The 16,451-nt window shown below is 57.8% G+C and carries 12 protein-coding genes; 10 read left to right on the plus strand and 2 right to left on the minus strand.

From position 1 onward, the window contains the following. The first annotated feature begins 7 nt into the window (after window positions 1-7). The 6 genes from phoR (at window position 8) to SOM40_RS04735 (ending at window position 10,524) form a co-directional block, all read left to right on the plus strand. Complete coding sequence (gene phoR, locus SOM40_RS04710) at window positions 8-1,303, plus strand: phosphate regulon sensor histidine kinase PhoR (protein WP_320530612.1); 1,296 nt, start codon at window positions 8-10, stop codon at window positions 1,301-1,303. A 409-nt stretch (window positions 1,304-1,712) separates the two neighbouring features. Next, window positions 1,713-3,032, plus strand: coding sequence for a branched-chain amino acid transporter carrier protein BrnQ (brnQ, locus tag SOM40_RS04715; RefSeq protein WP_106992112.1), 1,320 nt, complete (start codon window positions 1,713-1,715; stop codon window positions 3,030-3,032). Between the two features lie 80 nt (window positions 3,033-3,112). Further along, entirely contained in the window at window positions 3,113-4,486 is a 1,374-nt protein-coding gene (proY, locus tag SOM40_RS04720; RefSeq protein WP_106992113.1) for a proline-specific permease ProY, read from the plus strand. Between the two features lie 131 nt (window positions 4,487-4,617). Next, a complete protein-coding gene (malZ, locus tag SOM40_RS04725; RefSeq protein ID WP_320530613.1) occupies window positions 4,618-6,435 on the plus strand; it encodes a maltodextrin glucosidase in 1,818 nt (605 codons plus the stop codon). A gap of 91 nt (window positions 6,436-6,526) precedes the next feature. Next, window positions 6,527-9,142: a DUF2339 domain-containing protein gene (locus SOM40_RS04730; protein ID WP_320530614.1), complete on the plus strand. Its 2,616-nt coding sequence runs from the start codon at window positions 6,527-6,529 to the stop codon at window positions 9,140-9,142. Beyond that, window positions 9,139-10,524 carry a DUF3999 family protein gene (locus tag SOM40_RS04735; RefSeq protein ID WP_320530615.1) on the plus strand — a complete coding sequence of 462 codons (1,386 nt, stop codon included), beginning with the start codon at window positions 9,139-9,141 and terminating at the stop codon, window positions 10,522-10,524. The genes SOM40_RS04730 and SOM40_RS04735 overlap by 4 nt, the downstream gene beginning before the upstream one ends. Before the next feature lie 43 nt (window positions 10,525-10,567). Here the strand turns inward: SOM40_RS04735 and SOM40_RS04740 are convergent, their stop codons facing one another. Together SOM40_RS04740 and acpH are read right to left on the minus strand one after the other, a co-directional pair. Further along, window positions 10,568-11,170 (minus strand): peroxiredoxin C, encoded by a 603-nt coding sequence (locus SOM40_RS04740; RefSeq protein ID WP_106992117.1) that lies wholly within the window; start codon window positions 11,168-11,170, stop codon window positions 10,568-10,570. A gap of 127 nt (window positions 11,171-11,297) precedes the next feature. Further along, a complete protein-coding gene (acpH, locus tag SOM40_RS04745) occupies window positions 11,298-11,879 on the minus strand; it encodes an ACP phosphodiesterase (RefSeq protein ID WP_320530616.1) in 582 nt (193 codons plus the stop codon). A gap of 91 nt (window positions 11,880-11,970) precedes the next feature. Here acpH and queA point away from each other — a divergent pair, with 91 nt between their 5' ends. The 4 genes from queA to secD are packed head-to-tail and all read left to right on the plus strand — an operon-like array spanning window position 11,971 to window position 16,450. Next, window positions 11,971-13,041 carry a tRNA preQ1(34) S-adenosylmethionine ribosyltransferase-isomerase QueA gene (queA, locus tag SOM40_RS04750; protein ID WP_320530617.1) on the plus strand — a complete coding sequence of 357 codons (1,071 nt, stop codon included), beginning with the start codon at window positions 11,971-11,973 and terminating at the stop codon, window positions 13,039-13,041. A 53-nt stretch (window positions 13,042-13,094) separates the two neighbouring features. Then, window positions 13,095-14,222: a tRNA guanosine(34) transglycosylase Tgt gene (tgt, locus tag SOM40_RS04755; protein WP_106992120.1), complete on the plus strand. Its 1,128-nt coding sequence runs from the start codon at window positions 13,095-13,097 to the stop codon at window positions 14,220-14,222. 22 nt (window positions 14,223-14,244) lie between these two features. Then, window positions 14,245-14,577 carry a preprotein translocase subunit YajC gene (yajC, locus tag SOM40_RS04760; RefSeq protein ID WP_106992121.1) on the plus strand — a complete coding sequence of 111 codons (333 nt, stop codon included), beginning with the start codon at window positions 14,245-14,247 and terminating at the stop codon, window positions 14,575-14,577. A gap of 25 nt (window positions 14,578-14,602) precedes the next feature. After that, complete coding sequence (secD, locus tag SOM40_RS04765) at window positions 14,603-16,450, plus strand: protein translocase subunit SecD (RefSeq protein WP_106992122.1); 1,848 nt, start codon at window positions 14,603-14,605, stop codon at window positions 16,448-16,450. The last annotated feature ends 1 nt before the right edge of the window (window position 16,451 follow it).

Below are 16,451 nucleotides of genomic sequence, written 5' to 3' on the forward strand. Positions count from 1 at the left end.
GTGACGCGTGCTGGAACGTCTGTCATGGAAAAGGCTCTGCTTTGAACTGATTCTTTGCTGTATCCCGGCCCTGATCCTCGGGGCCATTTTCGGTTATCTACCCTGGTTTTTGCTGGCGGCAGTCACGGGACTGCTGGTCTGGCACTTCTGGAATCTGCTCCGCCTGTCATGGTGGCTGTGGGTGGACAGAAGCATGACCCCTCCGCCGGGAAGCGGCAGTTGGGAACCGCTGCTGTATGGCCTGCACCAGATGCAGATGCGTAATAAAAAACGCCGACGCGAGCTGGGCAGCCTGATCAAACGCTTTCGCAGCGGTGCGGAATCCCTGCCGGATGCGGTGGTGCTCACCACCGAAGAGGGGGCGATGTTCTGGTGTAACGGACTGGCGCAACAGCTGCTGGGCCTGCGCTGGCCGGACGATAATGGACAGAACATCCTCAACCTGCTGCGTTATCCTGAGTTTGCGCAGTACCTGAAAAAACGCGATTTCACCCGCCCGCACAATCTGGTGCTGAACACCGGTCGCCATCTGGAGATCCGCGTGATGCCCTACAGCGACAAACAGTGGCTGATGGTGGCGCGCGATGTGACCCAGATGCACCAGCTGGAAGGGGCGCGGCGCAACTTCTTCGCCAACGTCAGCCATGAATTACGCACGCCGCTGACGGTGTTGCAGGGCTATCTGGAGATGATGCAGGAGCAGACCCTGGAGGGCGCGCCGCGGGAAAAAGCGTTGCAGACCATGCGCGAGCAGACGCAACGGATGGAAGGGCTGGTGAAACAGCTCCTGACCCTCTCCCGTATTGAGGCCGCGCCAACCTTAGCGCTCAACGAAACCATCGATGTGCCGATGATGCTGCGGATGTTAGAGCGTGAGGCGCAAACCTTAAGCCAGCAGCAGCACCAGATCACCTTCGAAGTGGATACCAGTCTGAAAGTGCGCGGCAGTAACGATGAGCTGCGCAGCGCCATCTCCAACCTGGTCTATAACGCGGTGAATCATACCCCGGCGGGGACCCATATCACCGTGCGCTGGCAGCATGCGCCCACGGGGGCGGAGTTCAGCGTCGAGGATGATGGCCCGGGTATCGGCCCGGAGCATATTCCCCGTCTTACCGAGCGTTTTTATCGGGTGGATAAAGCGCGTTCCCGCCAGACCGGCGGCAGTGGTCTGGGGCTGGCTATCGTCAAGCACGCCATTAATCACCACGACAGCCGTCTCGATATCGTCAGTACGCCGGGCAAAAGTACGCGTTTCAGCTTCGTGATCCCGGAACGTTTGATTGCCAGTAACAGCGCCTGACAGCCAACCTGTAATCAGATATTGCCATAGGCCAGCATATGCTGGCCTGTTTGCTTTGCAGTCAACCGAAGCGCGGATAAATTTTATACGCCTGTTGCTTTTTTGTTCGCATGATTAGCCATGGGTTTTTCTTATAATTGGTGTAATGTTTCAGGTCTGACTTTCAGGCTGGTATATTGTTCTGGTTTTGCGATCCCATATTGCCTTTAAACGTTATAAGCGTTTAAATTGCCCTCCTGATATTGTCGGACAGACTGTATTTGCGTGGTAAATCGAAAAAATATTCCTGACCACGGCAGCAGGAGAGCATTTCCCGCTGAAATTGCACATTTTTTCCGCTGTTTTGTTCCGCAAGGGATAGCGAAAAATTCAACATTTTCAACACCACATCCACAGGCAGTAAGGTTTTATGACCCATCAATTGAAATCGCGTGACATCATCGCACTGGGCTTTATGACATTTGCGCTGTTCGTTGGCGCAGGCAACATCATCTTCCCGCCTATGGTTGGCCTGCAGGCGGGTGAACACGTCTGGACCGCGGCGCTTGGCTTTCTGATCACCGCTGTGGGCCTGCCGGTTCTGACCGTCGTGGCGCTGGCGAAAGTTGGCGGCGGTGTCGATAGCCTCAGCGCGCCGATTGGTAAAGTGGCCGGGGTGATGCTGGCCGTCGTCTGCTATCTGGCGATCGGTCCACTGTTTGCGACCCCTCGCACCGCGACCGTCTCCTTCGAAGTGGGGATTGCCCCGCTGACCGGTGATGGCCCGCTGCCGCTGTTTATCTACAGCCTGGTCTACTTTGCTATCGTGATCCTGGTGTCGCTCTACCCGGGTAAACTGCTGGATACCGTGGGCAACTTCCTCGCCCCGCTGAAGATTCTGGCGCTGGTAGTGCTTGCGGTCGCGGCGATTGTCTGGCCGGCTGGCCCGCTGAGCTCGGCTACCGAAGCCTATCAAAACGCGGCCTTCTCTAACGGCTTTGTGAACGGCTACCTGACCATGGATACGCTGGGCGCGATGGCGTTCGGGATCGTGATCGTTAACGCCGCGCGTTCCCGTGGCGTGACCGAAGCGCGTCTGCTGACCCGTTACACCGTCTGGGCTGGCCTGATGGCGGGTGCGGGCCTGGCACTGCTCTATCTGGCGCTGTTCCGTCTGGGTTCCGACAGCAGCGTGCTGGTTGACCAGGGCGCGAACGGTGCAGCTATTTTACATGCCTATGTGCAGCACACCTTCGGCGGCGCGGGCAGCATGATGCTGGCTATCCTGATCTTCCTGGCCTGTCTGGTGACTGCGGTTGGCCTGACCTGTGCCTGTGCAGAGTTCTTTGCTCAGTACGTTCCGCTCTCCTATCGTACGCTGGTGTTTATCCTCGGCGGCTTCTCGATGGCGGTGTCGAACCTGGGTCTGAGCCACCTGATTCAGGTCTCTATTCCGGTGCTGACCACCATTTACCCGCCGTGCATCGTGCTGGTTGTGCTGAGCTTCACCCGTGGCTGGTGGAATAATTCCACACGAATTATCGCCCCGGCCATGTTTATCAGTCTGCTTTTTGGTATGCTTGACGGCATTAAGGCATCGGCAATCAGCGCCATGCTGCCCGCCTGGACACAGCGTCTGCCGCTGTCTGAACAGGGTCTGGCGTGGCTGATGCCTACCGTTGTGGCACTGGTACTGGCTATTATCTGGGATCGTGCTGCAGGGCGTCAGGTTACTTCGAACGCGCACTAAGCAACGGCTGAAAGTTAAACCACGGGGCGTAATGCCCCGTGGTTTTTTGTTTTTTTTAGTCTCAATTGGCAAGTCAAAAAATGGAAAGCACTAACAAACTCAAGCGTGGATTGAGCGCCCGCCACATCCGCTTTATGGCGCTGGGTTCTGCAATCGGCACCGGTCTTTTTTATGGCTCGGCAGATGCCATCAAAATGGCCGGTCCCAGCGTTCTGCTGGCATATCTTATCGGCGGTGTTGCCGCCTACATCATCATGCGTGCCCTGGGGGAGATGTCCGTTCATAACCCGTCGGCCAGCTCCTTCTCCCGCTATGCTCAGGAAAACTTAGGCCCGCTGGCCGGGTATATCACCGGCTGGACCTACTGCTTCGAAATCCTGATTGTGGCCATCGCTGACGTGACGGCCTTCGGCATCTATATGGGCGTCTGGTTCCCGACGGTGCCGCACTGGGTCTGGGTACTCAGCGTGGTGCTGATCATCTGCGCCATCAATCTGATGAGCGTGAAGGTGTTCGGCGAGCTGGAGTTCTGGTTCTCCTTCTTCAAAGTTGCCACCATTATCATCATGATTGCCGCCGGTATCGGCATCATCATCTGGGGGATTGGCAACGGCGGACAACCGACCGGGATCCACAATCTGTGGAGCAACGGCGGCTTCTTCAGCAACGGCTGGATCGGCATGGTGATGTCGCTGCAGATGGTGATGTTCGCCTACGGTGGGATCGAAATCATCGGTATTACCGCCGGTGAAGCGAAAGACCCTGAGAAGTCTATTCCGCGCGCCATCAACTCGGTGCCGATGCGTATTCTGATTTTCTACGTGGGCACGCTGTTTGTGATCATGTCCATTTATCCGTGGAACCAGGTCGGCACCAACGGCAGCCCGTTCGTGCTCACCTTCCAGCATCTGGGCATTACCTTTGCCGCCAGCATCCTGAACTTTGTGGTGCTGACCGCCTCGCTCTCCGCCATCAACGCCGACGTCTTCGGCGTCGGGCGTATGCTGCACGGCATGGCGGAGCAGGGCAGTGCGCCGAAGGCCTTCGCCAAAACCTCCAGCCGCGGCACGCCGTGGGTGACGGTGCTGGTGATGACCGTGGCGCTGCTGCTGTCGGTCTATCTGAACTACATCATGCCGGAGAACGTCTTCCTGGTGATTGCGTCGCTTGCGACCTTTGCCACCGTCTGGGTGTGGATCATGATTCTGATGTCGCAGATTGGCTTCCGCCGTCGTCTGTCGCCGGATGAGGTGAAAGCGCTGAAGTTTAAAGTCCCGGGCGGGGTGGCAACGACCGTGGTCGGCCTGATCTTCCTGGTCTTTATTATCGGCCTGATTGGTTACCACCCGGAAACCCGCATCTCGCTGTATGTCGGCTTCGCGTGGATTGCCCTGCTGCTGGTGGGCTGGGTGTTTAAACGCCGCCGCGAGCGTCAGTTAGCAGAAGCGCAGTAATCAGAATGCCCGGCAAATGCCGGGCATTTTTCTCCTCCCCCGTTCTCCTCCCCCAATAAACCTCATCGTGAGGAGTGAACATCAACTACCCTGTGGCAAGGTGACCTCATTTCTGGGATAGGGGATAAAAGATGTTGAATGCATGGCACCTGCCGGTTGCCCCATTTGTTAAGCAAAACAACGATAAACTCGTCATCACGCTGTGGCTGACGGGAGAGAACCTACCTGAGCGGGTAACGATGCGCGCTGAATTCGATAATGAAGAGACCTCGCTGCCGATGCACAAGCTGCGCAGCCAGCCACAGCCCGGCGTCACCGCCTGGCGGGCCACTATCGACACAACGAAAGGGCAGCCGCGGCACCGCTACAGCTTTAAAATGCTCTGGTATAACCGCCAGTTGTGGTTTACCCCGCAGGGGTTCAGCCGTTTCCCACCCGCCCGCCTGGAGCAGTTCGCCGTCGATTACCCGGATGCCGGGCCGGAGTGGGTGGTCGAGCAGGTCTTTTACCAGATCTTCCCGGACCGCTTCGCCCGCAGCCAGCAGCGCAACCCGGAGCGGGATAAAACCTACTTTCACCATGCCGCCGGTCACGAGACGATTTTCCATCAATGGGATGAGCCGGTTACCGCCCAGGCGGGGGGCTCAACTTTTTACGGCGGCGATCTCGATGGCATCAGCGAGAAGCTGCCGTATCTGAAAAAACTCGGCGTCACAGCGCTGTACCTCAACCCGGTGTTTGTCGCTCCCAGCGTGCATAAGTACGACACTGAAGATTACCGCCACGTGGATGAGCAGTTTGGCGGCGACGAGGCCCTGTTACGCCTGCGGGAAAATACCCACCGGGAAGGGATGCGCCTGATCCTCGACGGCGTGTTTAACCACAGCGGCGATTCTCACGCCTGGTTCGACCGCCATAATCGCGGAACGGGCGGCGCCTGCCATAACCCGGACTCTACCCAGCGGGACTGGTATAGCTTTGACGACGAAGGCCGGGCCCTCGACTGGCTGGGCTACGCCAGCTTGCCTAAGCTCGATTATCAGTCACCCTCCCTGGTGGACGAGATCTACGGCGGCGAAGAGAGTATCGTCCGCCACTGGCTGAAGGCCCCGTGGAGTATGGACGGCTGGCGGCTGGATGTGGTGCATATGCTCGGGGAAGGGGGCGGAGCGCGCCATAACCTGCAGCACGTCGCTGGGATCACCCGTTCCGCGAAGCAGGCCCGGCCCGATGCCTTCGTCTTTGGCGAGCACTTTGGGGATGCCCGCCAGTGGCTGCAGGCCGATGCGGAAGATTCGGCGATGAACTATCGCGGTTTCACCTTCCCGGTGTGGGGCTTCCTCGCCAACACCGATATCTCCTACGATCCGCAGCACATCGACGCTGAAACCTGCATGAAATGGATGGATAACTACCGCGCCAGCCTGTCGCATCAGCAGCAGTTACGCATGTTCAACCAGCTCGACAGCCATGATACCGCTCGCTTTAAGTCGCTGCTCGGCAAAGACGTGGCGCGCCTGCCGCTGGCTGTCACCTGGCTGTTTACCTGGCCTGGGGTGCCGTGCATTTACTACGGGGACGAGGTCGGGCTGGACGGCAATAACGATCCGTTCTGCCGCAAGACCTTCCCGTGGGAGGCCGAAAGGCAGGACCAGGGGCTGTTCACGCTCTATCAGCGGCTGATCAAACTGCGTAAACAGAGCCAGGCGCTGCGCTACGGCGGCTGTCAGGTGGTTTACGCTCACGACAACGTGGTGGTCTTTATGCGCGTCTACAACCAGCAGCGGGTGCTGGTGGCCATTAATCGGGGCGATGCCTGCGAAGTGGTGCTGGAAGATTCACCGCTGCTGGCGGGTAAAACGTGGAAGAGCAAAGAGGGTAAAGCGACGTTCCAGGATGGCGTGCTCACGCTTCCTGCGATCTCCGCTGCGGTCTGGTTCGGCAGTTAATGTCGGGCGGAACGGTTCCCACCTTTTAAGATGGCGTAAATGCAACGATTTGTGTCAATCTTAACGGATTGTTAACGGTGAAGGTGGAAACATGGACGAGCTTTACATCCTTGGCTGTCTGTTCCTGATTTTTGCGCTGGTGGTTGCGCCCGTGCTTGCGGTTATCGGATTTAATCGAAGCACGGCGGCGAAACAGGAGATCGCCCGGCTGCGCCAGCGCATTGAGGCCCTTGAGCAGCGCGGCGTGACAGAAAAAGCGCCGGATCCTGAACAGGCTGCTGCGCCGGTGGTCGTGGCCGAGCCGGTGGTTGACGACGCGCCCGCGCCTGTCGACCCCTGGCGCCCGAATATTCCCGCTGCCGCGGCAGCACCTGCTCCGGCTCCTGCGCCCGCGGCAAAACAGCCTTCTGCCTTTGGCGGCATACTGACGTCGCTGGTGCGCTGGTTCATGCAGGGCAATCCGCTGGCGAAGCTTGGGATCCTGCTGCTCTTTCTCGGCCTTTCATTTCTCCTGCGCTATACCGTCGAGCACTCCCTGTTTCCGCTTGAGCTGCGCCTGGCCGCGACGGCGCTGTTTGCTATGGTCCTGCTGGTCTTCGGGTGGCGGCTGCGGCACAAACAGCGCGTCTATTCCCTGATCCTCCAGGGTGGGGCGACAGGCATCCTCTATCTGACCGTCTTTGGCGCCTTCCGGCTTTGGCAGATGTTGCCGATGACGCTGGCCTTTGCACTGCTGGTGGTCATTTGCGCGGCGAGCGTCGGGCTGGCGGTGCTGCAGAGGGCGCTGAGCCTCGCTATGCTGGCGAGTCTCGGTGGGTATCTTGCGCCGCTGCTCTTGTCTACCGGAGGCGGCAGCTTTGTGGCGCTCTTCTCTTTCTACCTTCTGCTTTCCATCGGCATTCTCGCGATCAGCATCTGGCAGCACTGGCGCGAGCTGAATCTGCTCGGGCTGCTGTTTACATTCGGCGTCGGCGGCCTTTGGGGGCTGAACGAATACCGGCCTGAAGACTATGGGATCTGCCAGCTGTTCCTGATTGCCAACACGCTGATATTCGGCGTGCTGAGCGTGGCGCTGTCGCTGCGGGCGCAGGAGAAAGGGAAGCAGATTATTGACGGCGTGCTGCTGTTTGCCCCGCCGCTGGTTGGTTTTGGAATGCAGTACGGCATGACTCAGCACTGGACCTACGGCCCGGCGCTCAGCGCGCTGGGGTACGGTGCGTTTTACCTCTCGCTGGCGTTCCTCGCGCTACGGCGCTATCCCTCCCTCGGACGGCCGCTGGTCATGGCGGCGCTGGCGATCGGCGGCGGGTTTGCCACGCTCGCCATTCCGCTGGCGCTGTCGGCTCGCTGGACGGCGATGGCCTGGGGGCTGGAGGGGCTGGGTATCCTCTGGCTGGGCGTGCAACAGCAGCAGCGGCGCATGAGCTATAGCGGGACGGCGCTGCTGGTGCTGGCACTGGGTAGCGCGCTGTGGGCGCAAACGAACGGTGTGACATCGCTGAGCCTGCTGCTTATCTTCGCCGTCCTCAGCCTTTGCTGGCTGGCTGCGGCCTGGCTGTGGCGGGAAATCGTTCTGCCCGTCAGTTGGGTACTGCTGGCCGGCGGGCTGCTGTTCTGGATAGTGGCGCTGCTGGGGGCGTCGCAGCTGATGCTGAAGCAGGAATTATCCGTTCTGGCAGGCGTGCTGGCGCTCTCGACCGTCTCGGTCCTGGGCTGGCGGCAGGCGGCCGCTCGTCTGGCGTGGCGGGAGCTGGATGCCAGCAAATGGCTGCTGTGGCCGCTGATGCTGCTGATGGTGGCTTATCAGCTCTGGCATCAGCAGGTCTTTGCCGCTGACTGGTCAAATCTGGCCTGGTGCGTTGCGCTTCCTGCCGCACTGATGCTGCTGCGGCGCGACGGTAAAAGGCTCCAGCCGCGCATCGCGATGGGGCTGCATCTGTCGCTGTTCTGGATGATTTTAGTGGCGCTGGCCGCCGAGCTTTACTGGTTTGCCCGGTCGTTGCCGTGGGGGATGGAGGCCTGGGGCAGTGGACTGGCGATGGCCGCGGGTGGCGGTTTAATTATGGCGCTCTCTGCGGCGGTACGGCGTCGCGGGTGGCCGTTCCGGGAGTGGCCAGCGCTATACGCCTGCCTGGCACCGATCCCTGTTGTCGTGGCGCTGCTGGTGTTATTGGTCGTGACCAATTTCCAGGACGGCGTGGTCTATCGCCAGACCTGGCTACCGCTGGTGAACCCGCTTGAGGAAGGGGCCGCGTTCGCGCTGCTGGGGCTGGTGATCTTTTATCGGGCGGTGGATCGCTACTACCCCGCGTTGCTTTCGCAAGCCCGCCCGTGGCCTGCCGTCGCGCTTATGGCGTTTGGATTCTGGTGGCTTAACGGTGCGCTAATGCGCGCGCTGGCCTGGTATGGCGACGTGGCCTGGAATATGGAATCGCTGTGGGATTCCCGGCTTGTCCAGACCTGTTTTGCCCTGTTCTGGATGCTGAGCGCGCTGGTGGTCATGATCCATGCCACCCGTCGGGCTTCCCGGCAGGAGTGGCTCTGCGGCGCTGCGCTGCTGGGTGTCGTGATGGTTAAACTGATGCTGGTAGACAGCGCGGGCGGAGGCGGGCTGTCGCGAGCGGTGGCGTTTATCGGCGTGGCAATCCTGGTACTGATCGTAGGTTATTTCTCACCGCTGCCGCCCAAAACAGGAGATGAAAAATGAAATGGATGAAAGCGGTGGCGTGTAGCGCGCTGCTGATGCTTTCCGGCCCGGCGCTTTGCGACGAGGGACAAACGGAATCGCCCCGGGACTATGCCTTTGGTCGTTCACTGGATACGTCCGCCCCTTCCCAGTGGTATCGGGTCGCGCTCCCGCTCGCCGTCTATGAGCAGAGCACGTCACCCGATCTGCATGATGTCCGCGTCTTTAATCAGTCGGGCGAGCCGGTTCCCTTCAGCCTGGTCACCGTAACGCGTCCGCAAGCGTCAGCGCAATCCACACCACTTCGCCTCTTTACTCTGGACGCCTCGCCGCTCGCACCTGCGCGCGGGGATGAGGATAGCGATAAAATCCTGCTCCGCTCCCGAAACGGCGTAGAGATTGTGCTGGAGGGGCAAAAAGCCGCCGCAGCCGGGCAACATTATCTGCTGACCTTGCCGGAGCAGGCGACGGGCGAGATGGCCCTGTCCCAGTTGCAGCTGCTCTGGAATAGCCCTCAGACGCCGTGGCAGGGAACGGCGTCGGTTTATTACAGCGAGGATCTTAAGCAGTGGTATACCCTGCGCGAGGATATGCCTCTGCTGGACGTGGTCAGCGGCCAGGATCGCCTTAAGCTCGACCGGATCGATACCGATATGGTTTTATCTCCCGATGCGAATCGCTATCTCATGGTGGTGCTGAATACGCAAAGCCAGAAGATAACCCTGACCGGCGTAAACGCAATTAGCGCACCTGCGCAGGCGGCCCCGGAAGAGATCAGCCTGGAAGGGGAAGGAGAACAGTTATCGACAAGTGAAGTCCAGTGGCACTGGACGCGACCGCAGCCGCTGAGTGCTGTCAGCATCTCACTGAATGGCGATGGCATCCTTCCCGTGGAGATCGCGTGGCGGAGTAGCAAAAAAGACGCATGGCACCCGCTGAAAAAAGAGGTCCTTTACCGTCTGGAAGGGAAAATGTCTCCACCGGTTTCGCTTAACGGGGGTCTGGTGCAGGCGGTGAAAATTACGACGCTGAATGCGCGTTTGCCAGAATACCTGCCGGGCCTCATGGGGCATCGCGACCGCTATGAGCTGGTGTTCAACGCGCAGGGGAAAGCGCCGTATGTGCTCGCCTGGGGCAACGGGGCGGCAAAGCCTGCGAAAGTGGAGCCCGACATGCTGATCCCTGCCGACCTGCGCAAAACCTATGATATGGCAAACCTGCCGCAGGCTGATATTCAGGATAATGTCGCGTTAGGCGGCGAGGGGCGTCTGACCGCCACCTCCGCGGCCGAGCGGGAGAGCAGGATGACCGCACTGCTGGTGTGGGGCGTACTGATTGCGGGCGTGATTCTGCTGGCAGGCATGGCCTGGCGCATCTGGCGGGAGACACAGCGTAAGGCATAAAAAAAGGCCCGCATTTGCGGGCCTTTTTCGTAAACCGTGCCGATTACAGGCTGGATACGTTTTCGGTCAGGTATTTAGCAACGCCTGCTGGAGAAGCGGCCATACCTTCTTTACCTTTTTCCCACTGAGCCGGGCACACTTCACCGTGCTCTTCGTGGAACTGCAGCGCGTCAACCATACGCAGCATTTCGTCGATGTTACGACCCAGCGGCAGATCGTTCACCACCTGGTGACGCACGATACCGTTAGCGTCGATCAGGAAGGAACCACGCAGGGCAACGCCCGCGTCCGGATGCTCGATACCGTAAGCCTGCTGGATTTCGCGTTTGATGTCCGCAACCATCGCGTATTTCACTTGACCGATGCCGCCGTTGTCGACAGGGGTGTTACGCCATGCGTTGTGTACAAACTCAGAGTCGAAGGAGACGCCAACCACTTCCACGCCACGCTTCTGGAATTCTTCGTAACGCTTGTCGAAGGCAATCAGCTCAGACGGGCAAACGAAGGTGAAGTCCATTGGCCAGAAGAACAGAACGGTGGCTTTACCGTTGGTGTGCTGTTTGAAGTTGAAGTTTTCAACGATTTCACCGCTGCCCAGTACAGCTGCTGCTGTAAAATCCGGGGCCGGACGAGTTACCAGAACCATGTGATTCTCCTGTGATTACTAAGGTTATTTGGAACGCAACGCGGGCCAGTATAGAGAGTGTTCGCTCTAAAGACAAAGAGGCGCTGACAATCGTTAACCCAGCTTTTACCTATCAATCACATTTATATTAAAGCTGTCTATATTTCGCCTGTTCCATCATTCGCGGATAGAACTGCCAGAAGCGGGTCTCCAGTGCGTCGTAATGGGCATCCAGATCCTGCCAGGAGTCGCGCAGAGCGTCGAGGCGCGGACGGCGGCTGGCCATGCCGTTCAGCACCCGCTGAATAAAGTCCATCTCGCTATAGCGTTCGAGCCAGCGCTCTGACCACAGGTAGTTATTCAGATTCACAAAGCGCGGCGGAGAGTCCGGAAGGATAATCGCCACCTGGGCGTGGGCATAGCGCACGAACGCTGGCAGAGGCATCTCCGGGGAGAGCTGTTCCCAGTGGCGGGAGAGGAAATGATCCCACATCACGTCCAGCGTAATAGGGGCGACCCGGCGGGTTTCCGGGCGGAACCAGGCTTTGGCTTCTTTCACTTCGGGCAGATTGTCAGTCATGACGTCGATCCGGCGGTGCATGAAAATGCCCTCCACCACGTCAGCGGGGTAGTCCTCGGCGGGATTGCCGCGCACAAAATCGGCCAGCAAATTGCCGGAAAGCGAGCTGTCAGCGAGATGGGCGAGGTGCAGGTGAGCGAGAAAATTCATGCGATTCGTTATCCGGAGTCGGCTAGTTGTTGCAGCAAAGAGGTGTGAGCACTAGACTAAGCCGCCTGTTTTTAAGTCACGAGTATATGCCATGCGCGCCGCCGATTTCTCCTTTGAATTACCCGAGTCCCTGATTGCCCACTATCCTATGCCTGAGCGCAGTAGCTGCCGCTTATTGTCGCTGGATGGGCCGACGGGTGCGCTGACGCACGGTACTTTCACCGATCTGCTCGACAAGCTCAACCCGGGTGACCTGCTGGTGTTCAACAACACCCGCGTTATTCCGGCCCGCCTGTTCGGCCGCAAAGCCAGCGGCGGCAAGATTGAAGTGCTGGTCGAAAGAATGCTCGATGATAAACGTATTCTGGCACATATTCGCGCCTCCAAGGCGCCAAAGCCGGGCGCGGAGCTGCTGCTGGGCGATGACGAGAGCATCAACGCCACCATGGTGGCGCGCCACGATGCGCTGTTTGAAGTCGAGTTTAATGACGAGCGCACGGTGCTGGATATTCTGAACACCATCGGCCACATGCCGCTGCCGCCGTACATTGAGCGTCCGGATGAAGAGGCTGACCGCGAGCTGTATCAGACCGTCTACAGCCAGAAACCTGGCGCGGTAGCGGCGCCGACCGCAGGCCTGCACTTTGATGAACCTTTGCTGGAAAAACTGCGCGCAAAAGGCATTGAGATGGCATTTGTGACCCTGCACGTCGGGGCGGGCACCTTCCAGCCGGTGCGTGTCGACAGCATTGAAGATCACATCATGCACTCCGAGTACGCCGAAGTGCCGCAGGAAGTTGTGGATGCAGTGATGGCGGCGAAAGGCCGTGGGAGCCGCGTAATTGCCGTCGGCACCACCTCGGTTCGCTCGCTGGAGAGCGCCGCCCAGGCCGCTAAAAACGATCTGATCGAACCCTTCTTTGGCGATACCCAAATCTTTATCTACCCGGGCTATCAGTACAAAGTGATCGATGCGCTGGTGACCAACTTCCACCTGCCGGAGTCAACCTTGATCATGCTGGTGTCGGCATTTGCTGGTTATCAAAACACCATGAACGCCTACAAGGCTGCGGTAGAACAAAAATATCGGTTTTTTAGCTACGGTGACGCGATGTTTATCACGTACAATCCGCAAGCTTTGAATGAACGTGTCGGGGAATAACGCCGCGGCACTGGTCTAACGCGCCGGACTGTTTTTCTGACGCTGGAGAAAAAATGAAATTTGAACTTGATACCACCGATGGTCGCGCACGCCGTGGCCGTCTGGTGTTCGATCGCGGCGTAGTCGAAACGCCAGCCTTCATGCCTGTTGGCACCTACGGCACCGTAAAAGGGATGACGCCGGAAGAAGTCGAAGCCACGGGCGCGCAAATTATCCTCGGCAACACCTTCCACCTGTGGCTGCGCCCGGGTCAGGAAGTGATGAAGCTGCACGGCGATCTGCATGACTTTATGCAGTGGAAAGGCCCAATCCTGACCGACTCCGGCGGCTTCCAGGTCTTCAGCCTCGGTGATATCCGTAAGATCACTGAAAAAGGCGTTCACTTCCGTAACCCTATCAACGGCGACCCGATCTTCCTCGATCCGGAAAAATCGATGGAGATTCAGTACGATCTCGGCTCCGACATCGTGATGATCTTCGACGAATGTACGCCATACCCGGCAGACTGGGATTACGCCAAACGCTCGATGGAGATGTCGCTGCGTTGGGCGAAGCGCAGCCGCGACCGCTTTGATGGCCTCGGTAACAAAAATGCGCTGTTCGGCATTATTCAGGGAAGCGTTTACGAAGATTTACGCGATATCTCTGTTAAAGGTCTGGTAGAGATAGGTTTTGATGGCTACGCTGTCGGCGGTCTGGCTGTGGGGGAACCGAAGGAAGATATGCACCGTATTCTGGAGCATGTTTGCCCGCAAATTCCAACAGATAAGCCTCGATACCTGATGGGCGTCGGCAAACCAGAAGATCTGGTTGAAGGCGTACGTCGCGGCATTGATATGTTCGACTGCGTTATGCCGACCCGCAACGCCCGTAATGGTCATCTGTTCGTGACCGACGGCGTGGTAAAAATCCGTAATGCGAAGCATAAAAGCGACACCAGCACGCTCGATGCCGAGTGCGATTGCTATACCTGTCGCAATTATTCTCGTGCCTATTTGCATCATCTTGATCGTTGTAATGAAATACTGGGCGCGCGTCTCAACACGATTCATAACCTTCGCTATTACCAGCGCTTAATGGCTGGTTTACGCAAGGCTATCGAAGAGGGTAAATTAGAGAGCTTCGTGACCGATTTTTACCAACGACAGGGTCGGGATGTCCCACCTTTGAACGTTGATTAATTTATTTAATGAGGGAATTTTAATGAGCTTTTTTATTTCTGATGCGGTAGCGGCAACAGGTGCACCGTCGCAGGGCAGCCCGATGTCTCTGATTCTGATGCTGGTGGTGTTCGGTCTGATCTTCTATTTCATGATCCTGCGTCCACAGCAGAAGCGCACCAAAGAGCACAAAAAGCTGATGGACTCCATCGCGAAAGGCGATGAAGTGCTGACTAACGGTGGTCTGGTAGGTCGCGTAAGCAAAGTTGCTGATAACGGCTACATCGTTATCGCGCTGAACGATACTACTGAAGTAGTGATTAAACGTGACTTCGTTGCTGCCGTTCTGCCGAAAGGCACCATGAAAGCGCTGTAATTAACTTTTCCCAAAGGGAACTGCCGTGTTAAACCGTTATCCTTTGTGGAAGTACGTCATGCTGGTCGTCGTCATTGTCGTCGGCCTGCTGTATGCGCTTCCCAACCTGTATGGTGAGGATCCGGCTGTTCAAATCACTGGCGCGCGCGGCGTCGCCGCCAGTGAGCAAACGCTGATCCAGGTCCAGAAAACTTTACAAGAAGAAAAAATTACCGCTAAGTCTGTGGCACTGGAAGAGGGCGCTATTCTTGCTCGCTTCGACTCCACCGACACGCAGCTCCGCGCTCGTGAAGCGCTGATGGGCGTGATGGGTGATAAATATGTCGTGGCGTTGAACCTTGCTCCTGCAACGCCGCGTTGGTTAGCTTCTATCAACGCGGAGCCGATGAAACTCGGTCTCGACCTGCGTGGCGGCGTACACTTCCTGATGGAAGTGGATATGGAAACCGCCCTTGGCAAACTCCAGGAACAAAACATCGACAGCCTGCGTAGCGATCTGCGCGAAAAAGGCATCCCTTACACCACCGTGCGTAAGGAAGATAATTACGGGATGAGCATCGCGTTCCGCGACAGCACTGCCCGTAATCAGGCGATGGATTACCTGACCCAGCGTCATCGCGACCTGGTCCTCTCCTCTCAGGGCAGCAACCAGCTGCGTGCGGTGATGACCGATGAACGTCTGAAAGAAGCGCGTGAATACGCGGTTCAGCAGAACATCAACATCCTGCGTAACCGTGTAAACCAGCTTGGTGTTGCTGAACCGCTGGTACAGCGTCAGGGTGCTGACCGTATCGTGGTTGAGCTGCCGGGTATCCAGGATACCGCGCGTGCGAAAGAGATTCTGGGCGCAACCGCGACCCTCGAATTCCGTCTGGTGAACACCAACGTCGATCAGTCCGCTGTCGCGTCTGGTCGCGTTCCGGGCGACTCTGAAGTGAAGCAGACCCGTGAAGGCCAGCCTGTTGTGATGTACAAGCGGGTGATCCTGACCGGTGACCACATCACCGACTCGACCTCCAGCCAGGACGAATACAACCAGCCGCAGGTTAACATCTCGCTTGATAGCGCCGGTGGTAACATCATGTCTAACTTCACCAAGGACAATATCGGTAAACCGATGGCGACCCTGTTCGTGGAGTACAAAGACAGCGGTAAAAAAGATGCGAACGGTCGCTCCATCCTGGTGAAAGAGGAAGAGGTGATTAACATCGCCAACATCCAGTCTCGCCTGGGTAATAGCTTCCGTATCACCGGTATCAACAACCCGAACGAAGCACGTCAGCTCTCGCTGCTGCTGCGTGCCGGTGCGCTGATTGCGCCGATTCAGATTGTTGAAGAGCGGACCATCGGTCCAACTCTGGGTATGCAGAACATCACTCAGGGTCTTGAAGCCTGTCTGGCCGGTCTGGCGATCTCCATCATCTTCATGATCTTCTTCTATAAGAAGTTTGGTCTGATTGCGACAAGCGCGTTGATTGCGAACCTGGTGCTGATCGTCGGCATTATGTCCCTGCTGCCCGGGGCGACGCTGACCATGCCGGGGATCGCAGGTATCGTCTTAACCCTTGCGGTGGCGGTCGATGCTAACGTACTGATCAACGAACGTATCAAAGAAGAGTTGAGCAACGGGCGTTCAGTACAACAGGCGATCGACGAAGGTTACCGTGGCGCGTTCAGTTCCATCTTCGATGCGAACATCACCACGCTTATCAAGGTTCTTATCCTGTACGCAGTCGGTACTGGTGCCATTAAAGGTTTTGCTATCACTACCGGTATCGGTGTGGCGACCTCAATGTTTACCGCTATCGTCGGCACCCGTGCCATCGTGAACCTGCTGTACGGCGGCAAGCGCGTTAAAAAGCTGTCTATCTGAG

The sequence above is a fragment of the Leclercia sp. CFBP8987 genome (assembly GCF_034044995.2).
Lineage (GTDB): Bacteria > Pseudomonadota > Gammaproteobacteria > Enterobacterales > Enterobacteriaceae > Enterobacter > Enterobacter tamurae.